Source organism: Dactylosporangium sp. NBC_01737 (assembly GCF_035963215.1).
Lineage (GTDB): Bacteria > Actinomycetota > Actinomycetes > Mycobacteriales > Micromonosporaceae > Dactylosporangium.
Genome location: NZ_CP109153.1, coordinates 12,348,133 through 12,374,527 on the forward strand (window position 1 = coordinate 12,348,133; position 26,395 = coordinate 12,374,527).

Sequence of the window (26,395 nt, forward strand, 5' to 3'; positions counted from 1 at the left end):
CTCCGTCCCCGGGTGCACCGGGCTTGAGTGGTCAGGTGGCCGGGACCACGATCTTGAGGTGGTCATCGACGGTGTCCTCCACCGCCCGCAGGATCTCCGCTGCGGCGGCGTTCAGGTAGAAGTGGTCGCCGGGGAACATCTGGAAGCGGCAGCCGGCGACGGTCTGCGCCTGCCAGCCCCGCAGGTCCGCGGGTGCCGTGATCGGATCGGCCCGCCCGCCGAACACGGTCATGGGCACGGCGAGCGGGGCGGTCCGACGGTATTCGTACGTGCCGAGCGCGGTGTAGTCGGCGCGCAGCACCCGGGCCGTCATTGCCATCAGTTCACGGTCGGCGAGCAACTCCGGTGGGGTGCCACCGAGGTCTCGCAGTTCGTCGAGGACCTCCTCGTCGCTGGCCCGGTACAGCGCGGTTCGGTGCGGTGGCCGGGCCGGCTCAGCGGTGGCGGAGATGAACAGGTGCGCCGGTTCTTGCCAGCAGCGCTCGCGCAGGGTCCTGGCCAGCTCGAAGGCCACCAGCCCGCCCATGCTGTGGCCGAAGAACGCAAACGGCCGGTCCAGCAGCGGCCCGATCTGGTCGGCGAGGTGGCGGACCAGGCCGGGCAGGCTCATGAACGGCTCCTCGTCGAAGCATGTGCCCCGCCCGGGGTACTCCACGCCGCAGACCTGCAGGCGGGGCGACGCGAGCCGCCGCCAGCTCTGGTACGCCGTGGCGCTGCCACCGGCGAACGGGAAGCAGAAGAGCCGGAGCCGGACGAGTGGACCCGTCTGTGGGCTGATCAACCATCTGCGGTTCACCGGGCATGCTCCTGTCGGTTGTCGGTGGCCTGCGGGCGCACGAGCCGCCGCAGGTCGGCGAGCGGGATGTTCGGGTCGCGGACGACCAGGTCGAGCAGGACCCGCCACTGGCGCATCAGCACGGTCATCACTCGGGGGTCGATCCGCTCCGGCTGGAACAGCCACAGGCCGCCGAGCTGTCCGTGCTGTTCGTGCATGATGAGGTACAGGTCAAGGTTGTACGGCTCCATCGCGGTCACCATCCGAGGGATGACCACGTCGTCGTCGCCGGCGCCGGAGGGCAGCGGTGATGCGTGCACGCCGCTGAGGTCCAGGGTGATGTCGGGGTAGTTGACCAGGTTGAACATGATGCGGAACGGGTCGTAGCCCGCGCCGACGCCACCGTCGAGGCTGCGCAGCGGCACCTGCTGGTGGGTGTGCGCGTCGAGGGTGCCGTCGCGCACCTGCGCCGCCAGGTCCAGGAAGGTCCGCGTGCGGGCCTGGTCGGTGCGCACCACGACCATGTTGATGAAGTAGCCGATCAGGTGCTGCGCCTCGGGCCGTTCCCGGCCGGCCACCGGGAAGCTGACGGAGATGTCGTCGCTGTCGCTGTACGCCGACAGCAGCGCCTCGTACGCCGACAGCAGCAGCATGAACAGGGTCACGCCGCAGCGGCGTGCCGTCTGCCTGAGCTGTTCGGTGAACGCCGCGTCGAACACCACCCCGTGGGTGTAGCCCTGCGCCGGTGGGACCTCGTCGAGGTCCGCGGCGGTGAACTCCGGTCGCGCCGGCAGGTCTCTCAGGGTCCGCCGCCAGTAGGCGACGTGCTCGTCGAGCGCCCCGCTGTCCAGCCGGCGGTGCTCCCAGGCGCCGAAGTCGGGGACCTGCACCGGCAGGTCGGGCAGTTTCGGCTCGCGGTCCTCGCACCTGGCCGCGTACAGCTCGGCGAGCTCCCGCTCAAGCTGCGTGTACCCCCACGGGTCGATGACGATGTGGTGCATCACCAGCAGCAGGACATGCTGTGCCGGTGCCGTGCGCACCAGGGTGGCCCGGACCAGCGGGCCGGTGGCGAGGGTGAACGGGCGGTGCTCCTCGTCGCCGATCGTGCGGCGCAGCCGCTGCTCGCGGGCCGGCCCGTCAAGGGTCCGCAGGTCCACGGCGGTCATCGGCCAGGTGCCGTCCGGGTCCACGACCTGGACCCAGGAGCCGTCCCGCCGTACGACACCGACCCGCAGCACTTCGTGCCGCCGCACGATGCTGTCCAGGCTGTGGCGCAGCGCCGCCTCGTCCAGGTCGCCGTCCAGCACGGTGGCGGAGATGACGTTGTGGTGTGCGCTGTCCGGTCCGACCGGCTGGTACACGTTCTCCAGTTGCGCGAAGGTCAGTGGCAGTCCCCCACCACGGGGCACGACCGGGATGGCATCGCGCTCGTCGACCCCGTCGAGGGTCTGCTCCTGCGCCGTCAGGGCCATGCCGGGACGGTCGGCGCAGGCGGTGAACGCCCGCAGGACGGTGAACCAGCGCTCGGCGAGGGCCGCGATGTCCGGGTCGTCCAACAGCCCGGCCGCCCAGGTCCAGTGCGCCACGAGCTGCGGGCCGTCACCGTCGTCGTAGGTCACGGCGTTGAGCTCCAGTGGGTGGGTCAGCAGCGTTCCGGCTCCGGACCGGGCCTGGTCCACCGCTGCGCTCGCCATCGGCTCCCAGGTCCTGGCGTCGGGGTCTGCGCCGCCCCCGGAGAACCGGCCGAGGTAGTTGAACGCGACCTGCGCCGCCGGCAGCGCCGCGAGCCGCGGGCCGGTGTCGGGGTTGAGGTAGCGCAGCAGCCCCCAGCCGAGGCCGTCAGCCGGCAGGGCACGCAGCTGCTCCGTGAGGCGGGCGACCGCGTCGCGCAGGTCGGCGCCGGCGTCGCGGACCTGGGACCAGCTCAGCGGTCCCGGGTCCAGCTGCACCGGTGCGATGCTGGTCAGCCAGCCGACGGTGCGGGTGAGGTCGGTGCCGGCGGCGAGTTCCTCCCGGCGTCCGTGGCGTTCGACGTTCACGGCGAGGGTGCCGTCGCCGCCGCGGTGGTCGCGCTGCCAGCCGGCCAGGGCGATGCCGAACGCGGCCAGCATCACGTCGTTGACGCCCGCGGCGAAGTTCGACGGGACCCGGGCCAGCAGCGGCGCGGTGTCTGCGATGGGCAGGGTCAGGGTCAGCCGGCCGCGCTCACCGGCCGGGTCGTGCCGCCCGGCGGTCAGCGGCTGCGCGTCCTGCAGTGCCGCGGACCAGGTGGCGAGTTCGGCGAGCCGGGCGGGTGAGGTGGCCTCGGTGGCCAGCAGACCGGCCCAGCGCCGCATCGACGTGCCGACCGGCGGCAGCGTGACCGGCCGTCCGGCGTCCACGGCGGTCCAGGCCGTGGCGAGGTCCGGCAGCAGGATCCGCCACGAGACGCCGTCGACGGCGACGTGGTGCACGACCAGCAGCAGCCGTCCGGGCCGCTGTGTCCCGGCGTCGAACCACACGGCGTCGAACATCACGCCCGCGTACGGGTCGAGCCGTCCGGACGCGGCGGCGGTCTCGCTCGTCACCAGTGCACGCAGACGGTCCTCGGGCAGGTCGGTGACGTCGACGCGGCGCAGCCGCCCGCCGGTCGTCCCCGCCGCGGGTGCTGGGATCTGCAGCGTCCAGCGGCCGTCAGCGCCGGCCACCAGCCGGGCGCGCAGCATGGCGTGGTGCTGCGTTACCGCGTCCAGCGCCGCGGTCAGCGACGCCGCGGTCGCGGTCGGCGGCACGGGCACCACCGCCGACTGGCTGAATCCGTGGATCGGCGTGTCCAGCCCGCGCAGCCATTCCATGACCGGCGTCGCCGGCATCTCGCCGTCGCCGGTGTCGTGGACCGTGACGGTCCCGGCGGTGCCGGTCGTCGCGGCCACGGCCGCGAGGCCGGCGGCGCTCTGGTGCACGAAGACGTCCCGTGTGCTGATCGCCAGGCCGGCGGCCTGGGCCCGGGAGACGAGTTGGATCGCCTGGATGCTGTCGCCGCCGAGGTCGAAGAACCGGTCGTCGGCGCCGACCTCGGGCAGTGCGAGCACCTGCGCGAACAGGTCGCACAGGATCTGCTCGACCGGTGTCGCGGGACGGCGGGCACCGACGGCGGCAGTGAAGTCGGGCGCCGGCAGTTGTTTGCGTTCGACCTTGCCGTTGACGGTCAGCGGCAGCTCGTTGAGGACCACCACCGCGGCCGGCACCATGTAGTCGGGCAGTGTCTCGCCGGCTGCCCGGCGCACCGCGGCGGGGTCCAGCGACTCGGCGACACCGGCGGCGGAGCGGGCCGGGGTCACGTAGGCGACGAGCTGCCGGCTGCCGGGGGTGTCCTCACGGGCCACCACGACCGCCTTGCCCACGCCGGCGCAGGCGGCGACGACGGCCTCGATCTCGCCGAGCTCCACCCGGAACCCGCGGATCTTCACCTGGTCGTCTGCCCGGCCGACGAACACCAGTTCGCCGTCCGCGGTCCAGCGGACCACGTCGCCGGTGCGGTACATCCGGGATCCGTCTCCGGTGAACGGGTCTGCGACGAACCGCGTCGCGGTCAGCGCCGCACGACCCAGGTAGCCGCGGGCGACGCCCCGGCCACCCACGTACAGCTCCCCCGGCGTGCTGGCCGGGACCGGCTGCAGGCAGCCGTCCAGGACGTACAGCCGCAGGTCGGACAGGCCGCGCCCGATCACGCTGACACTGCTGCCGGCGTCGGTGCGGGACAGTGCCCGCACCGTGGTGTGCACGGTGGTCTCGGTGATGCCGTACATGTTGACCAGCTGCGGCGCCCGGTCGTCATGCCGTTCGTACCAGCCGCGCAGCCGCGACGGGTCCAGGGCCTCGCCGCCGAAGACGACGTACCGCAGCGCCAGACGCGCGCCGAGCTCCGGGTGCTGCTCGTCGGCCTGGATGAGTGCCTGGAACGCCGACGGGGTCTGGCTGAGCATGGTGACGCCCTCGTCGGCGAGCAGCCGCAGGAAGTCGACCGGCGAACGGGACACCTCCTTGGACACCACGACGACCCGGCCGCCGCTCACCAGCGCACCCCAGATCTCCCAGACGGAGAAGTCGAAGGCGTACGAGTGGAAGAACGTCCACACCTGGTCCGGTCCCGGGTGGACCTCGGGCGCGAGCGCCTCGAACAGCCGGGTGACGTTGCCGTGCGTGACGATCACGCCCTTGGGGCGGCCGGTGGAGCCCGAGGTGTAGATGACGTACGCCGCGTCGCGCGGGTGCAGCGGTCCGCGGCGGTCGGCGTCCAGCACCGGGCCGGCGTCCTGCCCGGCGATCAAGTCGCGGACCGGTGCCGCGTCCAGGGCCAGCGCTGCGACGTCGAGGCCGTCGAGCTGGTCGGCGTGCGACTCGGTGCTCAGCAGCACGACCGGGTGCGCATCGCTGACGGTGTAGGCGATGCGGTCCGCCGGGTACTCCGGGTCGATCGGCAGGTAGGCACCGCCGGTCTTGAGCACGGCGAGCATCGCCACGATCATGTCCGCTGACCTCGGCAGCAGCAGCGCCACCAGGTCCTCGGGGCCGACACCGCGGCCGATCAGCAGCCGGGCGAGCCGGTTCGACGCCGCGTCGAGCTCGGCGTAGGACAGGGTCCGGGCACCGTCGGTGACCGCGGGCGCGTCCGGGTCCTCCGCCGTCCGCGCCGCGAACAGCAGCGGCACGGTCGTCGGTGTGGTGGCCGCGCCGGAGGCGTTGAACTCCTCCAGGATCCGCACCCGCTCCGCCGGTTCCAGCAGGTCGATGTGCGAGATCGGTGCGTCGGGGTCGCTCGCCACGGCGTCGAGGATCCGTTGCCAGCGCTCGACGAGCGTGGCGACGGTGGCCGCGTCGAAGACGTCGGTGTTGAACTCGGCGATCCCGTCGACGCGGGCGCCGGTGCCGTCCGACTCGGTCCGGCGGGTCAGCGTGAACGCCAGGTCCATCCGGGCGGTGCCGATGGTGACCGGCACGAGCTCCTCGCGCAGGCCGGACAGGCCCATGGTGACGTCGGTGAAGTTCTGCCACGCGACGAGCACCTGGGTCAGCGGGTGGTGCGCCATCGACCGGGTCGGGTGCAGCGAGTCGACGAGCACCTCGAACGGCAGGTCCTGGTGCTCGAAGGCGTCCAGGCTGCGGCCGCGCACCCGGGACACGACCTCGCGGAACGCGGGCCGGCCGGCGGTGTCAACCCGCAGCACCAGCGTGTTGACGAACGATCCGACCAGATCGTCGACGGCCACGTCGGTACGCCCGGCGACGGCCGTGCCGATCGGGATGTCGTCGCCGCCGCCGAGCCGGCTCAGCAGCACGGCGAGGGCCGCGTTGACGATCATCGACTCGGTGACCCCGCAGTCGCGGGCGAGCGTGGCCAGCCGCGCCGGCAGGTCGCCGCCCCAGCGGAAGCCGATGCTCGCGCCACGTTTGGACGCCTCCGGCGGGTGCGGCCGGTCGGTGGGCAGCGCGATGCGCTCCGGCAGGTCCGCCAGCGCGGTCCGCCAGTAGGCGAGCTGGGCCGCGGCCAGGCTGCCCGGGTCGGTGTGCTCGCCGAGCACCTGCCGCTGCCACACGGCGTAGTCGGCGTACTGCACCGGCAGCCGGGGCCAGTCCGCGGGACGCCCGGCGCACTGGGCGGTGTAGGCGGCGGCGAGGTCCCGCTGCAGCGGCGCGAGGGACCAACCGTCGGCGGCGATGTGGTGCACCACCAGCACCAGCACGTGCTCGTCTGGGGTGATGACGAACAGGTGCGCCCGCAGCGGGGTCTCGCGGGCGAGGTCGAAGCCGTGCCGGGCGGCCTCGTCGACCCGCTCGGCGACGTCGGCCGCGCCGATCCGGGTGACAGCCAGGTCGGGCCGGCCGGCGGCCGGGGCGAGGATGTGCTGGTACGGCACGCCGTCGCGGTCGGGGAACATGGTGCGCAGCACCTCGTGCCGGTCGGTGAGGTCACCGACGGCGGCGCGCAGGGCGTCGACGTCCAGCGGCCCGCGCAGCCGCACCGCCATCGGGATGTTGTACGTCGGTGACGGGCCCTCAAGGTGGTAGAGGAACCACAGCCGCTGCTGGGCGAAGGACAGCGGCACCCGGTCCGGCCGGGGCGTCGGCACCAGTGGCGCGTGCCCGCTGCCGCGGTACCGGCGGACCTGCTCGGCCAGGCCGGCCGCCGTCGGCGTCTCGAAGACGGTGCGGACCGGCAGCTGGACATCGAGGGCGGCCCGCACGTGCGCGATCAGCCGGGTGGCCAGCAGCGAGTGCCCGCCGAGGTCGAAGAAGCTGTCGTGCACCCCGACCTGCGGCACCCCGAGGACCTTGCTGAACAGGCCGCACAGGGCCTCCTCGGCCGGGTCGCGGGGGGCGACGTAGACGCTGCGCAGCTCCCGGCGGTCCAGCCCCGCCGCCGGCAGCGCCGCGCGGTCGATCTTGCCGTTCGGGGTCAGCGGGAACGCATCGAGGAAGACGAACGAGGTCGGCACCATGTAGTCCGGCAGCCGTTCGCCGAGCGCGGCGCGCAGCGCCGGGGTGAGGCGCCGCGACAGCCGCAGGCCGCTGCCGTTGACCAGGTGCCGCAGCTGCGGCACCGACTGACCGGCGTCAGCGGCGGGCAGCGCACACACCGGCTCGCCGTCGTCCCCGCGCCGACGGGCGATGAAATCGACCGCGCCGTCCTCGCCGTGCCGGGCCCAGTCCAGGTCGATCCGGTAGCCGGTCTGCTCCGCCAGCGCCCACAGCACGGCCGGGTCGACCGAGTCGCGGTCCGTGCCCGCACCGCCGGTGAGGCGGCCGACCACATCGGCGAACCGCTGGACGCGGGCGTTGGGCACGCCACGAACGGCGAGCAGGTCGGGCCGCTCCCCGGCGAGGCGGGCGCGCACGGCGTCGACGGTGAACCCGCCGGCCTGCCAGTCCAGCCAGGCGTCGTCGGCGGCGGGGGGCACCGGGCTGCCCGCGGTGAGCACCACGTCGTAGCGGAAGCGGGTCATCTCGTTGTCCGCGGCGGCCGGTTTGGGCATCACCCGGACCTCGGTGAGCTGCGGGAAGCGGTGCGGCAGCGCGGTGAAGAACCGCGGGTCGAGCACGAGTTCCTCGTCCTCGCCGGCGTGCCGCAGGACCCTTGCCCGCAGTTGCGCCGCCGGCAGGTCCGGCTCGGCGCGCTGCGACTGCACCGACAGGTGGAACGCCTCCAGCAGTGGCAGGCTGCGCACGTCGCCGATGAACAGCGACCCGCCCGGCGTGAGCCGGGCCACGGCCGCCTCGATGACCCGCAGCAGGTACTGCTCGTCCGGGAAGTACTGCACCACGGAGTTGAGCACGACGGCGTCGAAGCGCTGCTCGGGCAGCCGGCCGATGCCGTCGGCCGGGCAGTCGAAGAATGTGACGTTCGCCGGACCGTGCGCGTCAAGGTGTGCCTGGAGCCGGCCCAGCGCGACCGTGGAGATGTCGGTGGCCCAGTAGCGTTCGCAGTGCGGCGCGACCCGGCTCAGGATGAGGCCGGTCCCGCAGCCGAGTTCCAGCACCGAGCGGGGACTGCCGGCGAGGACCCGTTGTGCCGTCTGCGCCGCCCACTCGCGCATCTCCTCGGCCGGGATCGGTGCACCGGTGTAGCTGCTGTTCCAGCCGCGGAAGTCGTCGGCCGGGTCGCCGGGCTCCGCGGCGGGGTCGTAGGCGGTGTCCCAGATGTGCCGCCACTGCTCGACCCGGTCCGGCCATTCCGGGGACCGCGGGTCCATCTCGGTGCCGGTGTCGTCCTGCTCGCCGGGAACCACGTAGGCGACCAGCCGCTGGTCGCCGGGGGCGTCCTCGCGGACCATCACCACGGCGTCCTTGACGACGTCCTGGCGGACCAGTTCGGACTCGACCTCGCCGAGTTCGATGCGGAACCCGCGGAGCTTGATCTGGTGGTCCAGCCGGCCCAGGAACTCGATGCTGCCGTCGTTGCGGCGGCGCACGAGGTCGCCGGTGCGGTACAACCGCTCGCTCAGCTCAGGTTCGAAGGGCGCCGGCACGAATCGTTGCGCGGTCAGTTCCGGCTGGCCCAGGTAGCCGTTGGCCAGGCCGGCGCCGCCGATGTACAGCTCCCCCGGCACGCCCTGCGGCACCAGCCGCGCGGCCTCGTCCAGGATGTACAGCTGGGTGTTGGCGATCGGCTCGCCGATGGAGATCGGCCCGTCGCCGACCTCGGCCACCGCCGACCAGATCGTGGTCTCGGTCGGCCCGTACATGTTCCACAGCGGCAGGCCGACCGCCCGCAGCCGGCTGGCCAGCCCGGCGGGCAGTGCCTCGCCGCCGGCGAAGGCCCGCAGGCCCGGCTGGCCCTCCCAGCCGGCTTCCAGCAGGATCCGCCACGTCGACGGGGTCGCCTGCATCACCGTCGCGGCGGTGTCGTCGAGCAGTGCCGTCAGCCGGGTGCCGTCCGCGGCGACGTCCCGTGGCGCGACGACGACCCGGGCGCCGACGACCAGCGGCAGCAGCAGTTCCAGCATCGCGATGTCGAACGACAGGGTGGTGACGGCGACGAGGGTGTCGGCGGCCTCCAGGCCGGGGCGTTCCTGCATCGCGTGCAGGAAGTTGCCGAGGGCGCGGTGCGGGACCTCGACGCCCTTCGGGCGGCCGGTGGAGCCCGACGTGTAGATGACGTAGGCGGCGTCGGCCCCCTCGACCTGCTCCTCGACCGGTCCGGACGGTTCGGCGGCGAGTTCGTCGCGCAGTTCGTCCAGGCACAGCACGGTGGCGCCGACGTCCGTGAGGTGCTCCAGTACCGGGCGGGTGCTGATCAGGACCGGCAGGCCGGAGTCGGCGAGCATGTAGGCGATGCGGTCGGCGGGGAACCCGGGGTCCAGCGGCACGTAGGCGGCGCCGGTCTTGAGCACGGCGAGCAGCGCGACCAGCATGTCGACCGACCGCTCCAGGCAGATGCCGACCAGGACGCCGCGGCGCGCGCCGTGCCGGCGCAGCCGGTGCGCGAGCCGGTCGGCACGCAGGTCGAGCTCGCCGTAGGTGACCGCGTCGGCGCCGCAGCGCACCGCCTCGGCGTCCGGGGTCCGGCGCGCCTGCTCGGCGAAGCGGCGGTGCGCGAACGACGGCGCCGGCCAGTCGCGGACGGTGGCGTTGTGCGCGTGGCGCAGCCGCAGTTCCTCCTCGCCGGTCAGCATCGGCGCGTCGTCGATGATCGCGTCGGGGTCCGCGACGAGTTCCTCCACGAGCCGACCGAGGTGCGTCGCCATCCGCTGCACCGTGGCCACGTCGAACAGGTCGGTGTTGTACTCGAACCGGCCGGTGAGCGCCGGCCCGTCGAAGACCTGCAGTTCCAGGTCGAACCTGGCCGAGGACGCCTCGACCTCCAGCGGTTGCAGCGTCAGGCCGCCGGCGGCGAACGTGGGCATCTCGATGTTCTGGAAGATGAACGAGACCTGGAAGATCGGCGTGCGTGACACGTCGCGGTGCGGCTGCAACACCTCGACGAGCCGTTCGAACGGCAACTGCTGGTGGGCGAATGCGCCGAGGCACGTCTGCCGCACCCGCGCCAGCAGGTCACGGAACGACGGCGCACCGGACAGGTCGGTGCGCAACGCGAGCATGTTGACGAAGTAGCCGATCAGGTGCTCGATCTCCGGCCGTCCCCGGTTGGCGACCGGGACGCCCACGACGATGTCGTCGGCACGGCTGTACCGGTGCAGCAGCACCTGGAAGGCCGTCAGCATCGTCATGAACGGGGTGACGCCTTCGCGCCGGCTCAGCGCGCGCAGCTCGTCCATCGTGCGCTCCGGCAGCCGGAACGGCACCGACGCGCCGCGGGTGCTCTGCACCGCCGGGCGGAGCCGGTCGGTCGGCAGTTCCAGCGCCGCCGGGGCACCGGCGAGCGCACCCGACCAGTACTCGAGGTCGGCGGCGACGGCGTCGCCCCCCATCCGCTTGTGCTGCCAGGCGGCGTAGTCGGGGTACTGGATGGACAGTTCCGGCAGCACCGCCTCGGTGCCCTCGACGGCGGCGCCGTACAGGGTGACGAGCTCGTTGAGGAAGACCGACGTGGACCACAGGTCGCCGGCGATGTGGTGGATCGTCAGCAGCAGGATGTGCTCGTCCGGGGCGAGCCGGAGGAACTTCATCCGCATCAGTGGCCCGGTCCGCAGGTCGAACGGGCGGCTGAACTCGGCGCGCGACAGCTCACGCACCGCCCCGTCCTCCTGCGGCCCGCGCAGGTGCTCGCAGTCCACGACGGTGATCTCCGGCTCGGCGGTGGCGCCGACGATCTGCATCGGTTCGCCGTCCACGGCGCGGAACGTCGTGCGGAGCGACTCGTGGCGCCGGGTGATCTCCGTGACGGCGCGGCGCACCAGGTCGAGGTCGAGGTTGCCGTGGACGCGGGCGGCGCCCGGCACGTTGTAGGCGGTGTTCCCCGGCGTCAATTGGTCGAGGAACCACATCCGTTGCTGCGGGAACGACGCGGGGAAGCGCCGCTCGAGCTTCTGCCGGCGCAGCCGCTCGGCCAGCAGCGCCCGTTTCTGCTGCGCTGACAGGCGCTGCGTGTCCTCGACGTTCATCGTGGCATCCCCTCGTCCTCGGCCAGCAGCTGCTGCAGCTGTGCGTCAACCTCGTCGTCGGTCAGGGCGTCCAGGTGCGCGTCGAGCTGGGCGTCCAGCTCGGACAGACCCCCGCCGGGTTCGTCGCGGCGCACCGTCTCGATGACGTCGCCCACGACCCGTTCCTGCGCCGCCAGCAGTGCGGCGGTGTGCGCGACCGTCGGCGCGTCGAAGAAGGCGCGCAGGTCCAGTTCCACACCGAACCGGCCGTGGATCCTGGTGCCGATCTGCACTGCGGCGAGCGAGTGCCCGCCGAGGGCGAAGAAGTCGTCGTCGGTGCCGATCGGCTCGACACCGAGGATCTCCTGCCAGATCTCCACGACGGCGCGTTCGGCGTCGTTCGCGGGTGCGACGAACGCGGTGCCGAGATCCGGCCGTGGGTGCGTCGTCGCCGGCGGCGGCAGCTGCGCGATTTCCTGCGCCAGCGACGCCGGTGTGATCGACACGGCCAGCCGGTGCCGCGCGGCGAAGTCGCCGGGCGCGACGATCAGGTGCGCGGGCAGTGCCGCCGCGGCCAGGATCCGGCCGAACGCGGCCCGGCCGTCCTGTTCGCTCATCCCGGCGCTGAGCGCTGCGAGCGCACCGTCCGCGGGCGCCGGGCGTTCCGGTTGAGGCTCGCTCGCGGCGCGTTCGATCTGCTCCAGCAGCGCGGGGATGTCGTTGATCCGTTTCACGCTGAAGTCGGTGATCTGCACCAGCAGCCGGCCGTCGTCGTCGAGCAGGTCGATGTCGCAGGTCAAAGTCTCGCCGGTGGCGTCCGGTGCGTGCTTGATCTGCACCGCGCAGTGCACGGTCGCGGTGAGCGGGCGCACGACGCGCAGCGTCCGGTAGGTCAGCGGCAGGTAGTACAGGTCCTCGGCGTGCATGCGGAACACGCCGCCGGCCATGTCGAGGATCGCGGGGTGCAGGTCATAGCCGTCGAGGTCGGCGCGGAACGCCTCGTCCAGGCGCAGCGTGGCAAGCATCCGCCGGCCTCCGGTCTGCACCTTGCGCAGCAGTTGCCAGCGCGGCCCGAACCCGAACTCGAGCGGGCCGGCGCCCTTGGCGAACCGGTCCGTGCGGAACCGGCGGCGCAGTTCGTCCTCGGTGTCGACGACCTCGGTGACCTCGCACCGTGCCAGCACCTCGGCGAGGTCCCGCACGGTGTCCGGGCCGCGGCCGGTGAACGTCGCCCCGCCGGCGGCGTGCTCCTGCCACCCGGTGCCGTCGGCGGTCCGGCTGCGCACCGTGAACCGCAGCCGCCCGTCGTGCCGCTCGACCGTCGTGTACACGGTGCGGGTCTGCCCGTCGGGAACGATGACCGGCGACATGAACATGACGTCGTGCAGCTCGACGACCTCGTCGCTGGCCTGTTCGCGCAGCGCCGCGTAGACCAGGTCCAGATAGGCCGTGCCGGGCACGAGCCCGTGACCCATCAGCCGGTGGTCGTCGACGATCCAGTGCTCGGCGGTGCTGAACGTCGTCACGTAGGTCCACCGGTCCTGTGCCGCCTCGACTTGGCGCAGCAACGGGTGCCGGGTCGGCGTGCCTTGCCTGCCGGTGTCCGGCAGCGCGCCGCCGGCGGCCATCCCGATCCCCTCCCAGGTGCCCCACGCCACCGCGGTAACGGGCGCCCCCTGCTCGGTGCGGGCCTGCGCGTAGGCGTCCAGGAACGCGTTGGCGGCGGCGTAGTCGCTCTGGCCCGGTCCGCCGAGCACGGCGGTCGCGGACGAGCACAGCAGCAGGAAGTCCAGCTGCTCGGCGGGGCACACCCGGTCGAGCACCAGCGTCCCGTCGACCTTGGCGGCGAACACCGCGTCGGTGTCGCCCGCCGGCCTGGTCGCGATCATGCCCGACGCGGGCAGTCCCGCGGCGTGGATGACACCGTGCAGGGCGCCGAACTGTTCCCGCAGGTGCTGCACGTGCCGGGCCGTGGCCGGCTCGTCGGTGACGTCGCCCTGCAGGACGACGACCCGCGCGCCGAGCCCCGCGATCCGCTGCAGCCGCCGGATCCGGGTGCTGGTCGGGTCCTGCGCCGGGTGGGTGTCGAGCCACCCCGGCCAGTCCGGCTCCGCCGGGAACGCCGAGCGGCCCGACAGCGCAAGGACGGGCCCGGTGCGGTTCGCGGCGATGTGCTCGGCCAAGGCGAGGCCGATTCCGCCGAGGCCACCGGTGATGAGGTAGACGCCGCCGTCGCGGAGCCGGGTCGCGCCGTCCGGCAGGGCCACCACGGGCGCCCGGTCGAACTCGCGCCGCCACCAGCGCCGGCCGCGCAGGGCGAGGGTGCGTTCCTCGGTCTCGCGGGTGAGGATCGTGTGCACCGCCCGGACCTGCGCGTCGCCGGGGGCCTGCGGGTCGGTGCCGGACACGTCGAGCAGCCGGCACACCGCGTCGGGCAGTTCCTGGGCCAGGACGGTGGCCATCCCGGTGAGGGTGGCGTGCTCCGGTTGCGGGGACTCGTCGCCGGTCACGGTGTGGACGCCGTGGCACAACACGTCCACCGTCACCGGGACGCCGATGCGCGCGACGGCGAGCGTTGCCGCCACTGCCCGCAGGCTGTCGAAGCCGAGGGTGCGGGCCTCGCGGACCCGGCGGCCGTCCAGCCAGCCGGACGGGTCGCGGTCCGGCAGGTCGAGGCTGCGCAGGTGCACGACGTGCAGGCGGTGCACGGCGTCGGTGATCAGCGCCGCGAGCGTGTCCTGGTCGGCGCCGGGGCTGACCCGCACGGTGGTGGCGCCGCCGTCACGCAGCCGCTGGGCCAGCGCGGTGGCCAAGCCGGACTCGCCGAGCACCAGCCAGGCCTGACCGGCCGGGTCGGCGGCGTCGCCGGTGACGTCCGGCAGCCGCTTCCAGCCCGGGGTGTGGCACCATTCGGTGCCCGCCGGCGCGACCGGCGCGGCGGGGGCGGGCTGCGGCTCGACCCAGAAACGCTGCCGCTGGAACGTGTACGCGGGCAGCGGCACGACCCGGCCGGGACCGGGAGCGATCGCGGGCCGGTCGATCGGGACGCCGGACTCCCACAACGCGGCCGCGGCGCGGGTGATGACCACCCGGTCGTCGGCCATCTCACGGGGGTGCCGCAGCGACGCGACCACGGTCGGCGAATCCTGTGCCCAGGCGCCGTGCTGGCGCAGCAGGCCGCTGAGCGTGGTGCCCGGCCCGACCTCGACGAAGACCAGCGAGGCGTCCTCCAGCAGCCGGCCGGCCGCGTCCGCGAACCGCACCGGGCGGCGCAGGTGTCCGCCCCAGTACTCGGGGCTGGTGGCCTGCTCGTCGGTGATCCACGTACCGGTGACGCCGGAGATGAACGGGATCGCCGGTGCGTGCAGCATGACGGCACGCAGCTCCTCGACGAACGGACCGACGGCGTCGTCCATGCTCGCGGAGTGGAACGCATGCGACGTGTGCAGGCGGCGGCAGCCGACCCCTGTGGCCTTCAGATGCGCCTCGAGGGCGTCGATGGCGCCGGTCGGGCCGGACACGACGCTCAGCCCGGGCGCGTTGACGGCGGCCAGTTCCGGTCCGTCGCCGCGGCGCCGCTCCAGCAGCCGCACGACATCGTCCTCGGGCAGCAGCACGGAGAGCATCGCGCCCGGCGGCATCGACTGGACCAGCCGGCCGCGGGCCGCCACGACACGGACGGCGTCAGGCAGGGTGAAGACACCCGCCAGGCAGGCCGCCACGTATTCGCCGATGCTGTGCCCGGCCATGGCGGCCGGGCGCACGCCCCACGACGCCCACAGGTGGGCCAGCGCGTACTCGACGAGGAACAGGGCAGGCTGGGTTGTCCGGGTCTGCTCCAGCGCCGCCGCGGCGGCCTTGTCGGTGGGCGGGGCGAACAGCAGGTCGCGCAGGTCGACGCCGAGATGCGGCAGGAACAGCGCGGCGCACCGGTCGACCACCGCGGTGAACACGGGCTCGTGCACATACAGGTCGCGGGTCATCGACACGTACTGGGCGCCCTGGCCGGGGAACAGGAACGCGACGCGGGCGTCGCGCTCGGCGGCGGTCACCGCGTCGGCGGGTCCGATGCGCCGCAGCGCGGCCACGGCCTCCTCCCGGTCCTGGCACACGACCGCCTTGCGCTGCCCGAAGTCCGTACGCCGGTGGGTGAGGGTGTGCGCGACGTCGCCGAGCGGCAGGTCCGGATGGGACTCCAGGTGTGCCGCGAGCCGCTGGGCGTTGCCGGCCAGGGCCGCGGGTGTCTTCGCCGACAGCGGCAGCATCAGCAGCGGCCGCTGCGGCGCCGCGGGCGCGGATGCGGGTGCCTCCTGCAGGATCAGGTGCACGTTGGTGCCGCCGATGCCGAACGAGCTGACGCCGGCCCGGCGCGGTTCAGGCCCGCGCGGCCAGGGGCGCAGTTCGTCGTTGACGTAGAAGGGGCTCGTCGACAGCCGTAGTTCGGGGTTGGGCCGCTGGTAGTGCAGCGTGGGTGGCATCGCCTCCCGGTCGAGCATGAGCACGGTCTTGATGAGCGCGGTGACGCCGGCGGCCGCGTCGAGGTGACCGACGTTGCTCTTCACCGAGCCGATCGCGCAGCTGCCGACGCCGTCGGTGTCCTGCCGGAACGCCCGGGTCAGCGCGGTGAGCTCGATCGGGTCGCCGAGCACCGTGCCGGTGCCGTGCGTCTCGACGTAGCCGATGCTGCCGGCGGTTACCCCGGCGACGGCGAGCGCCTCGGAGATGACCGCGGCCTGGCCGTCGACGCTCGGTGCGGTGTAGCCGGCCTTGAGCGAGCCGTCGTTGTTGATCGCGGTGCCGAGGATGACCGCGACCACTGTGTCGCCGTCGGCTTGCGCGTCCTCCAGCCGGCGCAGCACGACGACGCCCGCGCCGTTGCCGGGCACCGTGCCGCCGGCGTCGGCGTCGAAGGGCCGGCAGTGCCCGTCGGCAGACAGGATGCCGCCGGATTCGAAGGTGTAGCCGTGCCGCAGCGGGGAGCTGACCGCCACCCCACCGGCGATGGCCACGTCGCATTCGCCGTTGAGCAGGCTCTGGCAGGCGAGGTGCACCGCGGTCAGCGAGGTGGAGCAGGCCGTCTGCACCGTCAGCGACGGGCCGGTGAGGCCGAGCTTGTAGGAGACCCGGGTGGCAAGGAAGTCCTTGTCGCTGGCCAGCATGGTCTGGTACCGGCCGGCGGAGTCCACGACGGCGCGGTTGGCCATGAGGTTGTGCAGCAGGTAACTGTTGAGCCCGGTGCCGCCGAAGACCCCGATCCTGCCGTCGAACCTGCCCGGCACGCACCCGGCCGTCTCCAGTGCCTCCCAGCAGCATTCCAGGAACACGCGGTGCTGCGGGTCCAGCAGCTGCGCCTCCCGCGGGTTGTAGCCGAAGAAGGCGGCGTCGAACTGGTCTGCGCCGTCGAGCGTGCCCTTGGCCTTGACGTAGTGCTCGGCATCGCGCGTGGCGTCGTCAACGCCGGCCGCGGCGAGTTCCTCGTCGGTGAAGGCGGCGATGCCTTCCACGCCGTCGCGCAGGTTCGCCCAGAACGTGTCGACGTCGGGCGCACCGGGGAACCGGCCGGCCATGCCGACGATCGCCACCTGTTCGGTGCTTTCGCGCAGCTCGGACATCAGGTCACCTGCCGTTCGGTCTGTCGGGATCGGGCGTCCGCCAATTGACGGCGCCGCTGGTGCGACCGGCGACGGTGTTCGGCGCGTTCCCGCGCGTCGTCCAGTGCGGTCTCGGGCGCGTCCGCCGCCTGCCGGAGGAATCCGGCGAGGGAGCCGACCGTGGGGTGCTGGAACAGTTCGACCATCGTCACGTCATGGCCGGTCCTCGCCGCCAGTTCGGCGCGGAGCGTCGCCATCAGCAGTGAGTGCCCGCCGAGGTCGAAGAAGCTGTCGTGCATGCCGACGCGTTCGACGCCGAGGATCTCGCGCCACAGCCCGGCGATGGTGTCCTCCAGGTCGTCACCGGGTGCCACGTACTGCGCGGCGAGGTCCGCGCGGAGACTCGCGGGCTCCGGCAGCGCTTGGCGGTCGGCCTTGCCGCTGGAGGTCAGGGGGAAGGCGTCGAGGACCTCGAAGCAGGCCGGGACCATGTACTCGGGCAGCCGCTGCCGCAGCAGGCCGACCAGTTCGGCGGTGCTCGGCGGTACATCGCCGGCCGGAGTCAGGTAGGCAACCAGCCGCAGGTCGCCGGGGCGGTGCTCGCGGGCGACGACGACAGCCTCGTGCACCTGAGGGTGCACGGTCAGGGCCGCCTCGATCTCGCCGAGCTCGATCCGGAAGCCGCGTAGCTTCACCTGGTGGTCCAGGCGCCCGAGGAACTCCACGGCGCCGTCGGCGCGGAATCTGGCCAGGTCACCGGTGCGGTACACGCGGGCGCCGGCGGCCTCGTCGAACGGGTGCTCGACGAACCGCTCCGCGGTCAGGTCAGGCCGGTCCAGGTAGCCGCGGGCGACGTTCCGGCCGCCGATGTACAGTTCACCGGCCACACCGGTGGGAACGACCTGCCGGAACCGGTCCAGGACGTAGATCTCGGTGTTGGCGATCGGCCTGCCGATCGGCACCGGCCCGTCCGGTTCGTCCGGGCGGCACGTCCAGTGGGTGACGTCGACGGCTGCCTCCGTCGGACCGTACAGGTTCACCAGCTGGGCGGCGGACCTGGCCAGGAACCGGTCGCGCAGGTCCCGTGGCAGTGCCTCGCCGCTGCAGATGACCCGTCGCAGGCTGGTGCACTCCTGCACCGGCTCCTGCAGGAACACCTGGAGCATCGAAGGCACGAAGTGCACGGTGGTCACCCGCTCCGCCTGGATGATCCCGGCGAGGTAGGCGGCGTCGCGGTGCCCGCCGGGGCGGGCGACGACAAGCGTCGCGCCGGTCATCAACGGCCAGAAGAACTCCCAGACGGAGACGTCGAACGAGAACGGCGTCTTTTGCAGGACACGGTCGACGGGCGTCAGCCCGAATTCCTCCTGCATCCACAGCAGCCGGTTGCGGATGCCCGCGTGGACGTTCATGACGCCCTTGGGGGTCCCGGTCGACCCGGAGGTGAAGATGACGTAGGCGAGGTCCTCGCCGCCGACCGCGACGCGCGGGTCGCCGTCCGGTTCGGCGTCCAGCGCGGCGCCGAGTTCGTCCAGGCACAGGACCTCGGCGCCGGTGACCGGCAGGGCCTCCAGGATGTGCTGCTGGGTGAGCAGGACCGGCACCCGCGCCGCGGCCATCATGTGCTCCAGCCGCGCCTTGGGGTACTCGGGGTCCAGCGGGACGTACGCACCGCCGGCCTTGAGCACGGCGAGCAGCGCGACCACCAGCTCCGGTGAGCGTTCCATGGCGACGCCGACGAGCACGTCACGGCCCACACCGGCGCGGATCAGCCGCCAGGCGAGCTGGTTCGCCCGGCGGTTCAATACGGCGTAGGTCAGGCCGTGACCGTCGAAACGCACCGCTTCGTCGTCGGGCTGCTCGGCGGCGCGGCGTTCGAAGCACTCGTGGATCCAGCCGTCGCTGTCCGGCCACGTCCGCGCCGGCCCCAGCGACGTGGCCAGCAGCGAGTTGCGCTCCTCGGCACCAAGAAGGTCGAGCAGGTCGATCGGCTGTCCCGGGTCGGCGACGACCTGCGCGATCAGGCGCTGGAAATGCCCCGCCATGCGCACGATCGTCGACTCGTCGAACAGGTCGCGGTCGTATTCGAACCAGCCGCCGAGCGCGCCGTCCCGGTCGAATGTCTGCAGTTCGAGGTCGAACCGCGCGCCGCCGCTCTGCACCCAGATGCGGGTGAGTTCCGTGTCGCCGAGGGCGAACGTGGGTGCGGGTTCCCGCCCGTGGGAGAAGCTGACCTGGAAGACCGGTGGGCGACTCAGGTCCCGGATGGTCTGCAGGTCCGCCACGATGACGTCGAACGGGACGTCCTCGTGCGTGTATGCGGCGAGGGTGGCGGTCCGGACCCGGTTGAGGATCTCAGTGAAGGGCGGATTGCCGCGCAGGTCGGTCCGGATGGGCAGGGCGTTGACGAAGTACCCGATCAGCGACTCGATCTCCGGCCGGCCGCGCATCGCGATCGGCATCCCCACCACCACGTCGTCCTGGTTGCTGTAGCGGTGCAGCAGGACGGTGAAGGCGGCGAGCAGGGCCATGTAGGTGGTCGCACCATGCCGATGGGCGAGTTCGCCCAGCCTGCGCAGGAGCGGCTCCGGAACGTGGACCGGAACGAAGGCGCCGTTGAAGCCCTGCACGGCCGGTCGTGGCCGGTCCGTCGGCAGTTCCAGTGCAGACGGTGCGCCGGCCAGGTGCTGCCGCCAGTATGCGAGGTCCCGGTCCCACTCCCGGTCCCGCAGTTGTGCCTGCTGCCAGACGGCGAAGTCACCGTACTGGATCGCCGGCGCCGCCAGCGTCGGGGCGCGTCCCGTTTGAGCCGCCTCGTACAGCTCGGCGATCTCGGACATGAGAATCGCGATCGACCACCGGTCGGAGATCAGATGATGCAGCGCCAGCACGAGGACGGCCTCGTCCCGGCCGGTCTGCAGCAGCTTGAGCCGCAGCAGCGGGCCTTGTTCGATGTGCATGGGCTCGCCGAGCGCCTCGCTCACGATGCGTGCCTCGAGTGCCGCGCCGGTGGGAACGGCCGGCCGCAGGTCGATCTCCGGCAGCTCCAAGGGCATGCTGGCATGCACCACCTGTTTCGGCTTGCCGTCACGCAGTTCGAACGTCGTGCGCAGTGCCTCATGGCGGCGCACCACCTCGTTGGCCGCGTCGAGCAGCGCCACCCGGTCCAGTGGTCCCCGGATGCGCAGCGCGCCGGGCACGACATAGGCGGGGTTGTCCGGTCGGAGTTGTTCGAGGAACCACATGCCCTGCTGCAGCACCGACAGCGGGAAGAGGTTCTCTTGCAGTGCGGTCGCCTGCGGTCGCAGGCCGGAGTCCAGCATGAGCTGCTCGAAATGGGCCCGCTGTTGCGGTGTCAGTGAAGCCAGCCGGTCTGTCAGGTCAGACATTGCCGAGCTCCGTCCCGCTGGCAGCAGCGCCCACCATCGCCTCAGGCGTCTGCTCGACGACGGCGAGTAGTTGTTCGGCCAGGTCCTCGACCCGCGCCACCCGGCGGATCGCCGTCGTGCCGTCCGGGGCGCCGGTCGGCGACGCCTGTCGCTGCTCGACCTGCGTGATGATCTGCTCGGAGACGCTGCGGATCGTGGCCCCGCTCAGCAGCCCGGCGATCGGGATCGACACCTCGAGCCGTGCCTGGATTTCGTTGCGGAGCTCCACCGCCATCAGGGAGTCCAGGCCGAGGCCGGACAGCGGCGCTTCCGGGTCCACGGTCGCCGAGCCGGCGCCGAGTGCGCGCTGGACGCTGCGGAGCAGTTCGGTGATCATGGCGCCGGTCCGTTCTGCGGGCTGGGCCCTGAGCAGGTCCTCGGCGGACGGCAGCGAGCTCGCCCAGCCGCGGACCGGCACTGCACCCGTGCGTCCCTGCTTGGGCAGGTCCGGGGTGTTTCCAGCGGCCGGCGTGGGTGCCGCGCCCGCAGCGGCGAACGGCGTTGCCGTGCCGAAGTCGTGCCAGCACCGGACCTTGTCGAACGGGTAGAGCGGCAGCCTCGCCCGGGCACGGGTGTAGTCCTTGTCGAAGCCGGCCCAGTCGATGTCGGCGCCCTGCACGTACAACCGGCTCACGCTGTCCAGCAGGACATTCCAGTCGCCCGCCCTGGGACGCAGGCTCGGCAGCATCAGCATGTTCGAGCCGGACGGCACGATGTCGCCGAGCAGACCCAGCAGCGTCGGTGCCGGTCCGACCTCGAGGAAGGTCCGGTAACCGAGCTCCAGCAGCGCGCCGACGCCGTCGGCGAACAGCACCGGCCGGCGGGCGTGCTGGCACCAGTAATCGGCGTCCAACGCCTGATCCCACGGCCACAGCCGGCCCGTCAGGTTCGACACCAACGGCACGCGCGGTGTGCTGAACCCCACCGCCGACAGCGCCCGCCGCAGCGGCTCCAGCACCGGTTCGACGAGCGGGGAGTGTGACGACGTGGAGATGTGCAACCGCCGGACGTCGACGCCGCGGGCCGTGAACGCCGCGCAGACGTCGGTGACCGCCTGCCGGGTGCCGGAGATGGTGGTGTTCGCGGGCCCGTTCGCGGCGGCGATCGCGACGAGGTCCGGGTCGTGCCGGTCGAGCTCACGCTGGACCTCGTCCGCGGAGGTGAAGACGGCGGCCATCGTCCCGGTGTCGGCGAGTTGGTGCAGCAGCCTGCCGCGCTCGGCGACGAGGCGCAGACCGTCGTCGAGGGGCAACGCTCCGGCGAAGCATGCCGCGGTGTACTCGCCGAGGCTGTGCCCGAGCACGGCGGCCGGCTCCACGCCCCATGAGCGCCACAGCTCCGCGAGGGCGTACTCGACGGCGAACAGGCCAGGCTGCGCGTAGGCCATGTCGTTGATCAGGTCGCAAGCCGGGTCCTGGGGGTAGATCGCTGACAGCAGCGGCTCATCCAACACGGGGCGCAGCACCTCGTCGCAGTGATCGAGCACCCGGCGGAACGTCGGCTGGGTCTCGTACAGTTCCCGGCCCATCCCGGCCCGTTGCGGTCCTTGCCCGGTGAACAGGAACACCACGTCGGATGCGGCGGCGTCGGCGGCCCGCCCGGACAGCACCCCGGCAGCCGGCTCGCCGCGGGTGTAGTCGGCGAGCCGCGCCGCGAGCTCCTCGGCGGACCCGCCGACGGCAGCGAGCCGGTGCGGGAAGTGCGCGCGACCGGTGTTGGCCGAGAAGCACAGGTCTGCAGCCGGGACCGGGGTGCCTGCCGTCAGCCTGCGGTGGTAGCGGCCGGCGAGTTTGACCAGCGCGGTCTCGGTCTTCGCCGATAGGGCGAGCACTGAGCGCGGCCGCCGGTCGTCGGGCGCCGGGGCGGCGGCCTCCGGGGCCTGTTGCAGGATCACGTGGGTATTGGTGCCGCTGAACCCGAAGCTGCTCAATCCCGCGAACCGTGTCCCGGTGACCGGCCACGGACTGCGGACGGTCGGCACGGCGAAGGTGGTGCCGTCGAAGGAGATGTGCGGGTTGAGCTGATGGAAGTGCAGGTTCGGCGGGATCTCCCCGTGTTCCAGGCACAATGTCGCCTTGATCAGCCCGGCGATGCCGGACGCCGCCTCCATGTGGCCGAGGCTCGACTTCACCGCACCGAGGTAGAGCGGGGCGCCCTCGGACCGGCCGTACACCTCGGCGAGTGCCTCCACCTCGATCGGGTCACCGAGTTTGGTGCCGGCGCCGTGCGTCTCGATGTAGCCGACCTGCGCCGCTTCCACCCCGCTGACCTGCAATGCCCGCCGGAGCACCGCGCGTTGCGCAGCGCCGTTGGGCGCGGTGAGGCCCGAGCTTCGCCCGTCCTGGTTGACGGCGGAGCCGCGGATGAGGGCATGGATGCGATCCCCGTCGCGCACCGCGTCGGACAGACGCTTCAGCACCACTACGCCGCAGCCTTCGCTGCGCACGAAGCCGTCAGCGGCGGCGTCGAACGTCTTGCACCGGCCGTCGGCGGCAAGCATCTCCGGGAACTGCGAGAACGAGATGCTCAGATGCGGCTGCAGCACCACGTTGACCGCGCCGCAGATCGCCATGTCGATGTCGCCGAGCCGCAGCGCCTGTCCGGCCTGGTGAACTGCGACGAGTGAGGAGGAGCAGGCCGTGTCGATCGACACGCTCGGGCCTTTGAGATCCAGCAGGTACGACACCCGTCCGGTCGCGATGCCGTGCGAGTTGCCGGTGCTCGCGTGCGCCTGGATGCCCTCCGCGGACTGGAACACCTGGCTGGAGTAGTCGCTGCTGCACAGTCCCATGTAGACGCCGGTGGCGCTACCGGCGAGACCGCGTGGAGGCAGGCCGGCATCTTCCAGGGCCTCCCACGTCACCTCCAGGATCAGCCGTTGCTGCGGGTCCATCATCACGGCCTCGCGGCGGGAAATGCCGAAGAAGTCATGATCGAACCGGTCGACCCGGTCCAGGTATCCACCCCACCGGCTGATGGACTTCCCGGCCCGGAACGGCTCCGCGTCGTAGTACCTGTCCACATCCCACCGGTCTGCAGGGATGTCGCCGACGGCGTCGCGGCCGTTGCTGAGCAGATCCCAGAACGAGTCGGCGTCCACCACGCCGCCGGGGAACCGTGCGGCGAGCCCGACGATCGCGATCGGCTCGGACCTGGCCCGCTCGTGCTCCGCGATCCGCTGCTGGAGGCGTTCGATCGTCGCGTACGCCCGGCGCATCGTCGCCGTCTGCGGCGGCTCGTTCGCCGGCGCGGGCTGGGGAAGCGGTGCCGGCGCAGGACGCGGCGCGGACTCAGGAAGCTGCGCAGGCCGGGGAGGCCGGATCGGCTCGGGCTCGACCGGTTGCGGTGCGGGCCGTTCGGGCGCCTGGCCGGCGGTCACGCTCCATGCGGCCACGACGTCCAAGGCATCGTGCAGGAACGCGTCGCGGCATGCCCCGCGTTGGAGCTTGCCGCTCGAGGTCTTCGGGATGGTGCCCTGCTTGATGAGTACGATGTCGTGCACGGCCAGTCCGTGCTGGACGGCCACCGCGGCCCGGATAGCTGCGACCGCCCGGTCGGGGTCCAGCCGGGCCCGGTTGCCGGCCACCTCCTGCACGACCACCAGTTGCTCTTCGCCGTCGCGCTCGACGGAGCAGGCCACGCCCGAGCCCGGTCGCAGCGCGGTGTCGCTCTGCTCGACGGTGCTTTCGATGTCCTGCGGGTAGTGGTTCTGCCCGGCGATGATGATGACGTCCTTGCTCCGGCCGGTGACGAACAGTTCGTCGCCCACCATGCAGCCGAGATCTCCGGTGCGCAGATACTGGCGGTCGTCGCCGCCGGTGACACGGGCGCGGAAGGTTGCCGCGGACTCGTCCGGCTTTCCCCAGTACCCCTGCGCCACGCTCGGCCCCGACACCCAGATCTCGCCGACCTGCCCGGCAGGCAGCCGTACACCGGTCTCCACGTCGACGATGGCGACGTCATGGCCGTCGGCCGGCTGGCCCGAACCGACGACGGTGCGGGATTCCTCGCCGGCTGCGGCGTCGACGGCGAGATGCCGGGTCAGCGCGCCTGCCTCCAGGTGCCGGACCGTCGGTCCGGTCAGGCCGGCGTTGCCCGTGACGAAGAGCGTTGCCTCTGCCAGGCCGTAGCACGGGTAGAACGCGTCCCGACGGAACCCTGCCGGTGCGAACGCCTCGACGAAGCGCTGGACGGTGTCCGCACGGACAGGTTCGGCGCCGCAGAACGCCTGCCGCCATGTGCTGAGGTCCAGTTCGGCGCGCTGCTCCTCGGTGATCTTGGCGGTGCAGAGGTCGTATGCGAAGTTCGGTCCACCGCTGAGCGTCGCACGGTGGTCGGAGATCGCCTTCAGCCATCGCAGCGGTCGTTTCAGGAACGAGACCGGCGACATGAAGGTCACCGGGAACCCCCCGTACAGCGGCTGCAGCATCCCGCCGATGAGGCCCATGTCATGGTACGGCGGCAGCCAGCTGACCAAGTGGGTGTCCTCGGCCCCCCGCACGAACCTCCGGTTGGTGACATCGAGATTTGCCACCAGGTTGGCGTGGTTGAGCACCACACCTTTCGGGCTGCCTGTCGAGCCCGAGGTGTATTGCAGGAACGCGATGTCACCGGCCTCGAAGGCTGGGCGCGTCCAGTCGCCGGCGAGGTCCGCGCCGACCTGGTCGACCGCCTCCCAGCGCAACGCCGCAAGGCCGGGTGCCTGGCGGGCGATCTCGGCGGCCATTGCCGTCACCGCGGCCGGCGCGAGTACCACCGCCGGTCGGGAGTCCTCGATCACGCTCACCAGGCGTGGCAGGGTTCGCTTGAGCAGCACCGGGTTCGGCGGGTACACGGGCACGGCGACGACTCGCGCATACAGGCAGGCGAGGAACGACGCGAGGTAGTCCACGCCGGGCGGGCAGACGATCAGAGCCCGGTCACCGGCGTCCACGTGCTGACGGAGGCGGACCGCGAGGGCTCGGGCGCGCAGGTCGAGGTCACGGTTGGCGATCCCGGCCGGCGCACCCTCGCCATCGGCCAGGAACCGGTAGATCTGCGCGTCCGGCGCTGCGGCCAGCACCGCCTGGAAACGATCGACCAGCGCCGAACGTCCGGAGGTGTCCCCCGCTACCGAAGCCGAACTGCTCATGAGTTGCTCCTCCTGACATTCCCGCCGTGCCGCAAACCGAACAATCTTGCGGACACATTCGATTCGAAGTCGAGGCGGTGTCCCGGCCGGTCGCACACCGAACCCGTCCCGTTGTTCATTTCAATTCTCCAGAAACGCAGATCCAGTCCTGGAGCACGATGATCGACGATTTCCATCGTCGCCCGCATCAGTCCGACCACCATGCTGCACAGCCCGTGACAGCAATGTCAACCATGGCAAATTGTCAATATCTTGAGTGTTCCCTGGCATCATTGTCGGCCGATCTCGACATTCGTCCTGCACGCGGGCGAACAGTGCCACTCAAGCCACTGAAAAGGAAAACGTGCGCAACAAGATCAGATATCCATCGAATCAACCGTTCGGCCGATACCACCCTGACCTGACCGTCAAATCGTCCGGGTACAGTGCCCCCTGACATTCATGACCTGCCCAGACGCCACGCGTGCCGAACGCCTCTTGACAGACGCGCAAATGCCCGATCCGGCGGAACGGTCCGGGCGCGCACGGGAAGAAATAGACGCCAAACGGCGGAGCACGAGTTTTCGGGTTTCCAGGAAAGCGGCGCCATGCGCACTACAGTTCCCGGACGTCGGCAATTCTTCCAACGCGTCGGCCCAAAGGATACGGTCCGGCCCGCCACCCGGCTCAAAATACGTCTGGAAGACTACCGGACGTCGATTCCTGGGCTGTCCCGACCGGCCGCACGCAGCATCCGCCATCAGATGACTCCGGCCTGACGGTCAACCTCCATGCAGAGGTCCGCAGGCGACCGGGCCACGCGGGGCACACATTCGGCCAGGACGATCCGCGCGTCCAGGGGCGACATCGCCACGGACCGACGTATGCCGTAGGCCGCCCATTGACGTGGCGGCGGGTGGGCGACGCAACGCATGCCGTGCCGCAGGAACCTCCCGGCCGCAGGTCCCTGG

The 26,395-nt window shown here is 72.0% G+C and carries 6 protein-coding genes; all 6 read right to left on the reverse strand.

Translation table 11 applies throughout. From position 1 onward, the window contains the following. Window positions 1-31: 31 nt before the first annotated feature. From OHA72_RS56935 to OHA72_RS56960, 6 genes are read right to left on the reverse strand one after another with little or no spacing between them, the layout of a single operon-like run. On the reverse strand, window positions 32-796 hold the full coding sequence (locus tag OHA72_RS56935; protein ID WP_327004441.1) for a thioesterase II family protein: 765 nt from the start codon (window positions 794-796) through the stop codon (window positions 32-34). Continuing rightward, the gene (locus OHA72_RS56940; RefSeq protein ID WP_327004442.1) at window positions 793-11,316 is read right to left on the reverse strand and encodes a non-ribosomal peptide synthetase; all 10,524 of its coding nucleotides are present in this window, start codon (window positions 11,314-11,316) and stop codon (window positions 793-795) included. The genes OHA72_RS56935 and OHA72_RS56940 overlap by 4 nt, the downstream gene beginning before the upstream one ends. Further along, window positions 11,313-16,907 carry a type I polyketide synthase gene (locus tag OHA72_RS56945; RefSeq protein ID WP_327004443.1) on the reverse strand — a complete coding sequence of 1,865 codons (5,595 nt, stop codon included), beginning with the start codon at window positions 16,905-16,907 and terminating at the stop codon, window positions 11,313-11,315. The genes OHA72_RS56940 and OHA72_RS56945 overlap by 4 nt, the downstream gene beginning before the upstream one ends. Then, on the reverse strand, window positions 16,907-20,275 hold the full coding sequence (locus tag OHA72_RS56950; protein WP_327004444.1) for a non-ribosomal peptide synthetase: 3,369 nt from the start codon (window positions 20,273-20,275) through the stop codon (window positions 16,907-16,909). The genes OHA72_RS56945 and OHA72_RS56950 overlap by 1 nt, the downstream gene beginning before the upstream one ends. Beyond that, the gene (locus tag OHA72_RS56955; protein ID WP_327004445.1) at window positions 20,268-25,445 is read right to left on the reverse strand and encodes a polyketide synthase; all 5,178 of its coding nucleotides are present in this window, start codon (window positions 25,443-25,445) and stop codon (window positions 20,268-20,270) included. Before OHA72_RS56955 ends, OHA72_RS56950 begins: the two co-directional genes overlap by 8 nt. Next, window positions 25,442-25,648 carry a hypothetical protein gene (locus OHA72_RS56960; RefSeq protein ID WP_327004447.1) on the reverse strand — a complete coding sequence of 69 codons (207 nt, stop codon included), beginning with the start codon at window positions 25,646-25,648 and terminating at the stop codon, window positions 25,442-25,444. Before OHA72_RS56960 ends, OHA72_RS56955 begins: the two co-directional genes overlap by 4 nt. Window positions 25,649-26,395: the final 747 nt, after the last annotated feature.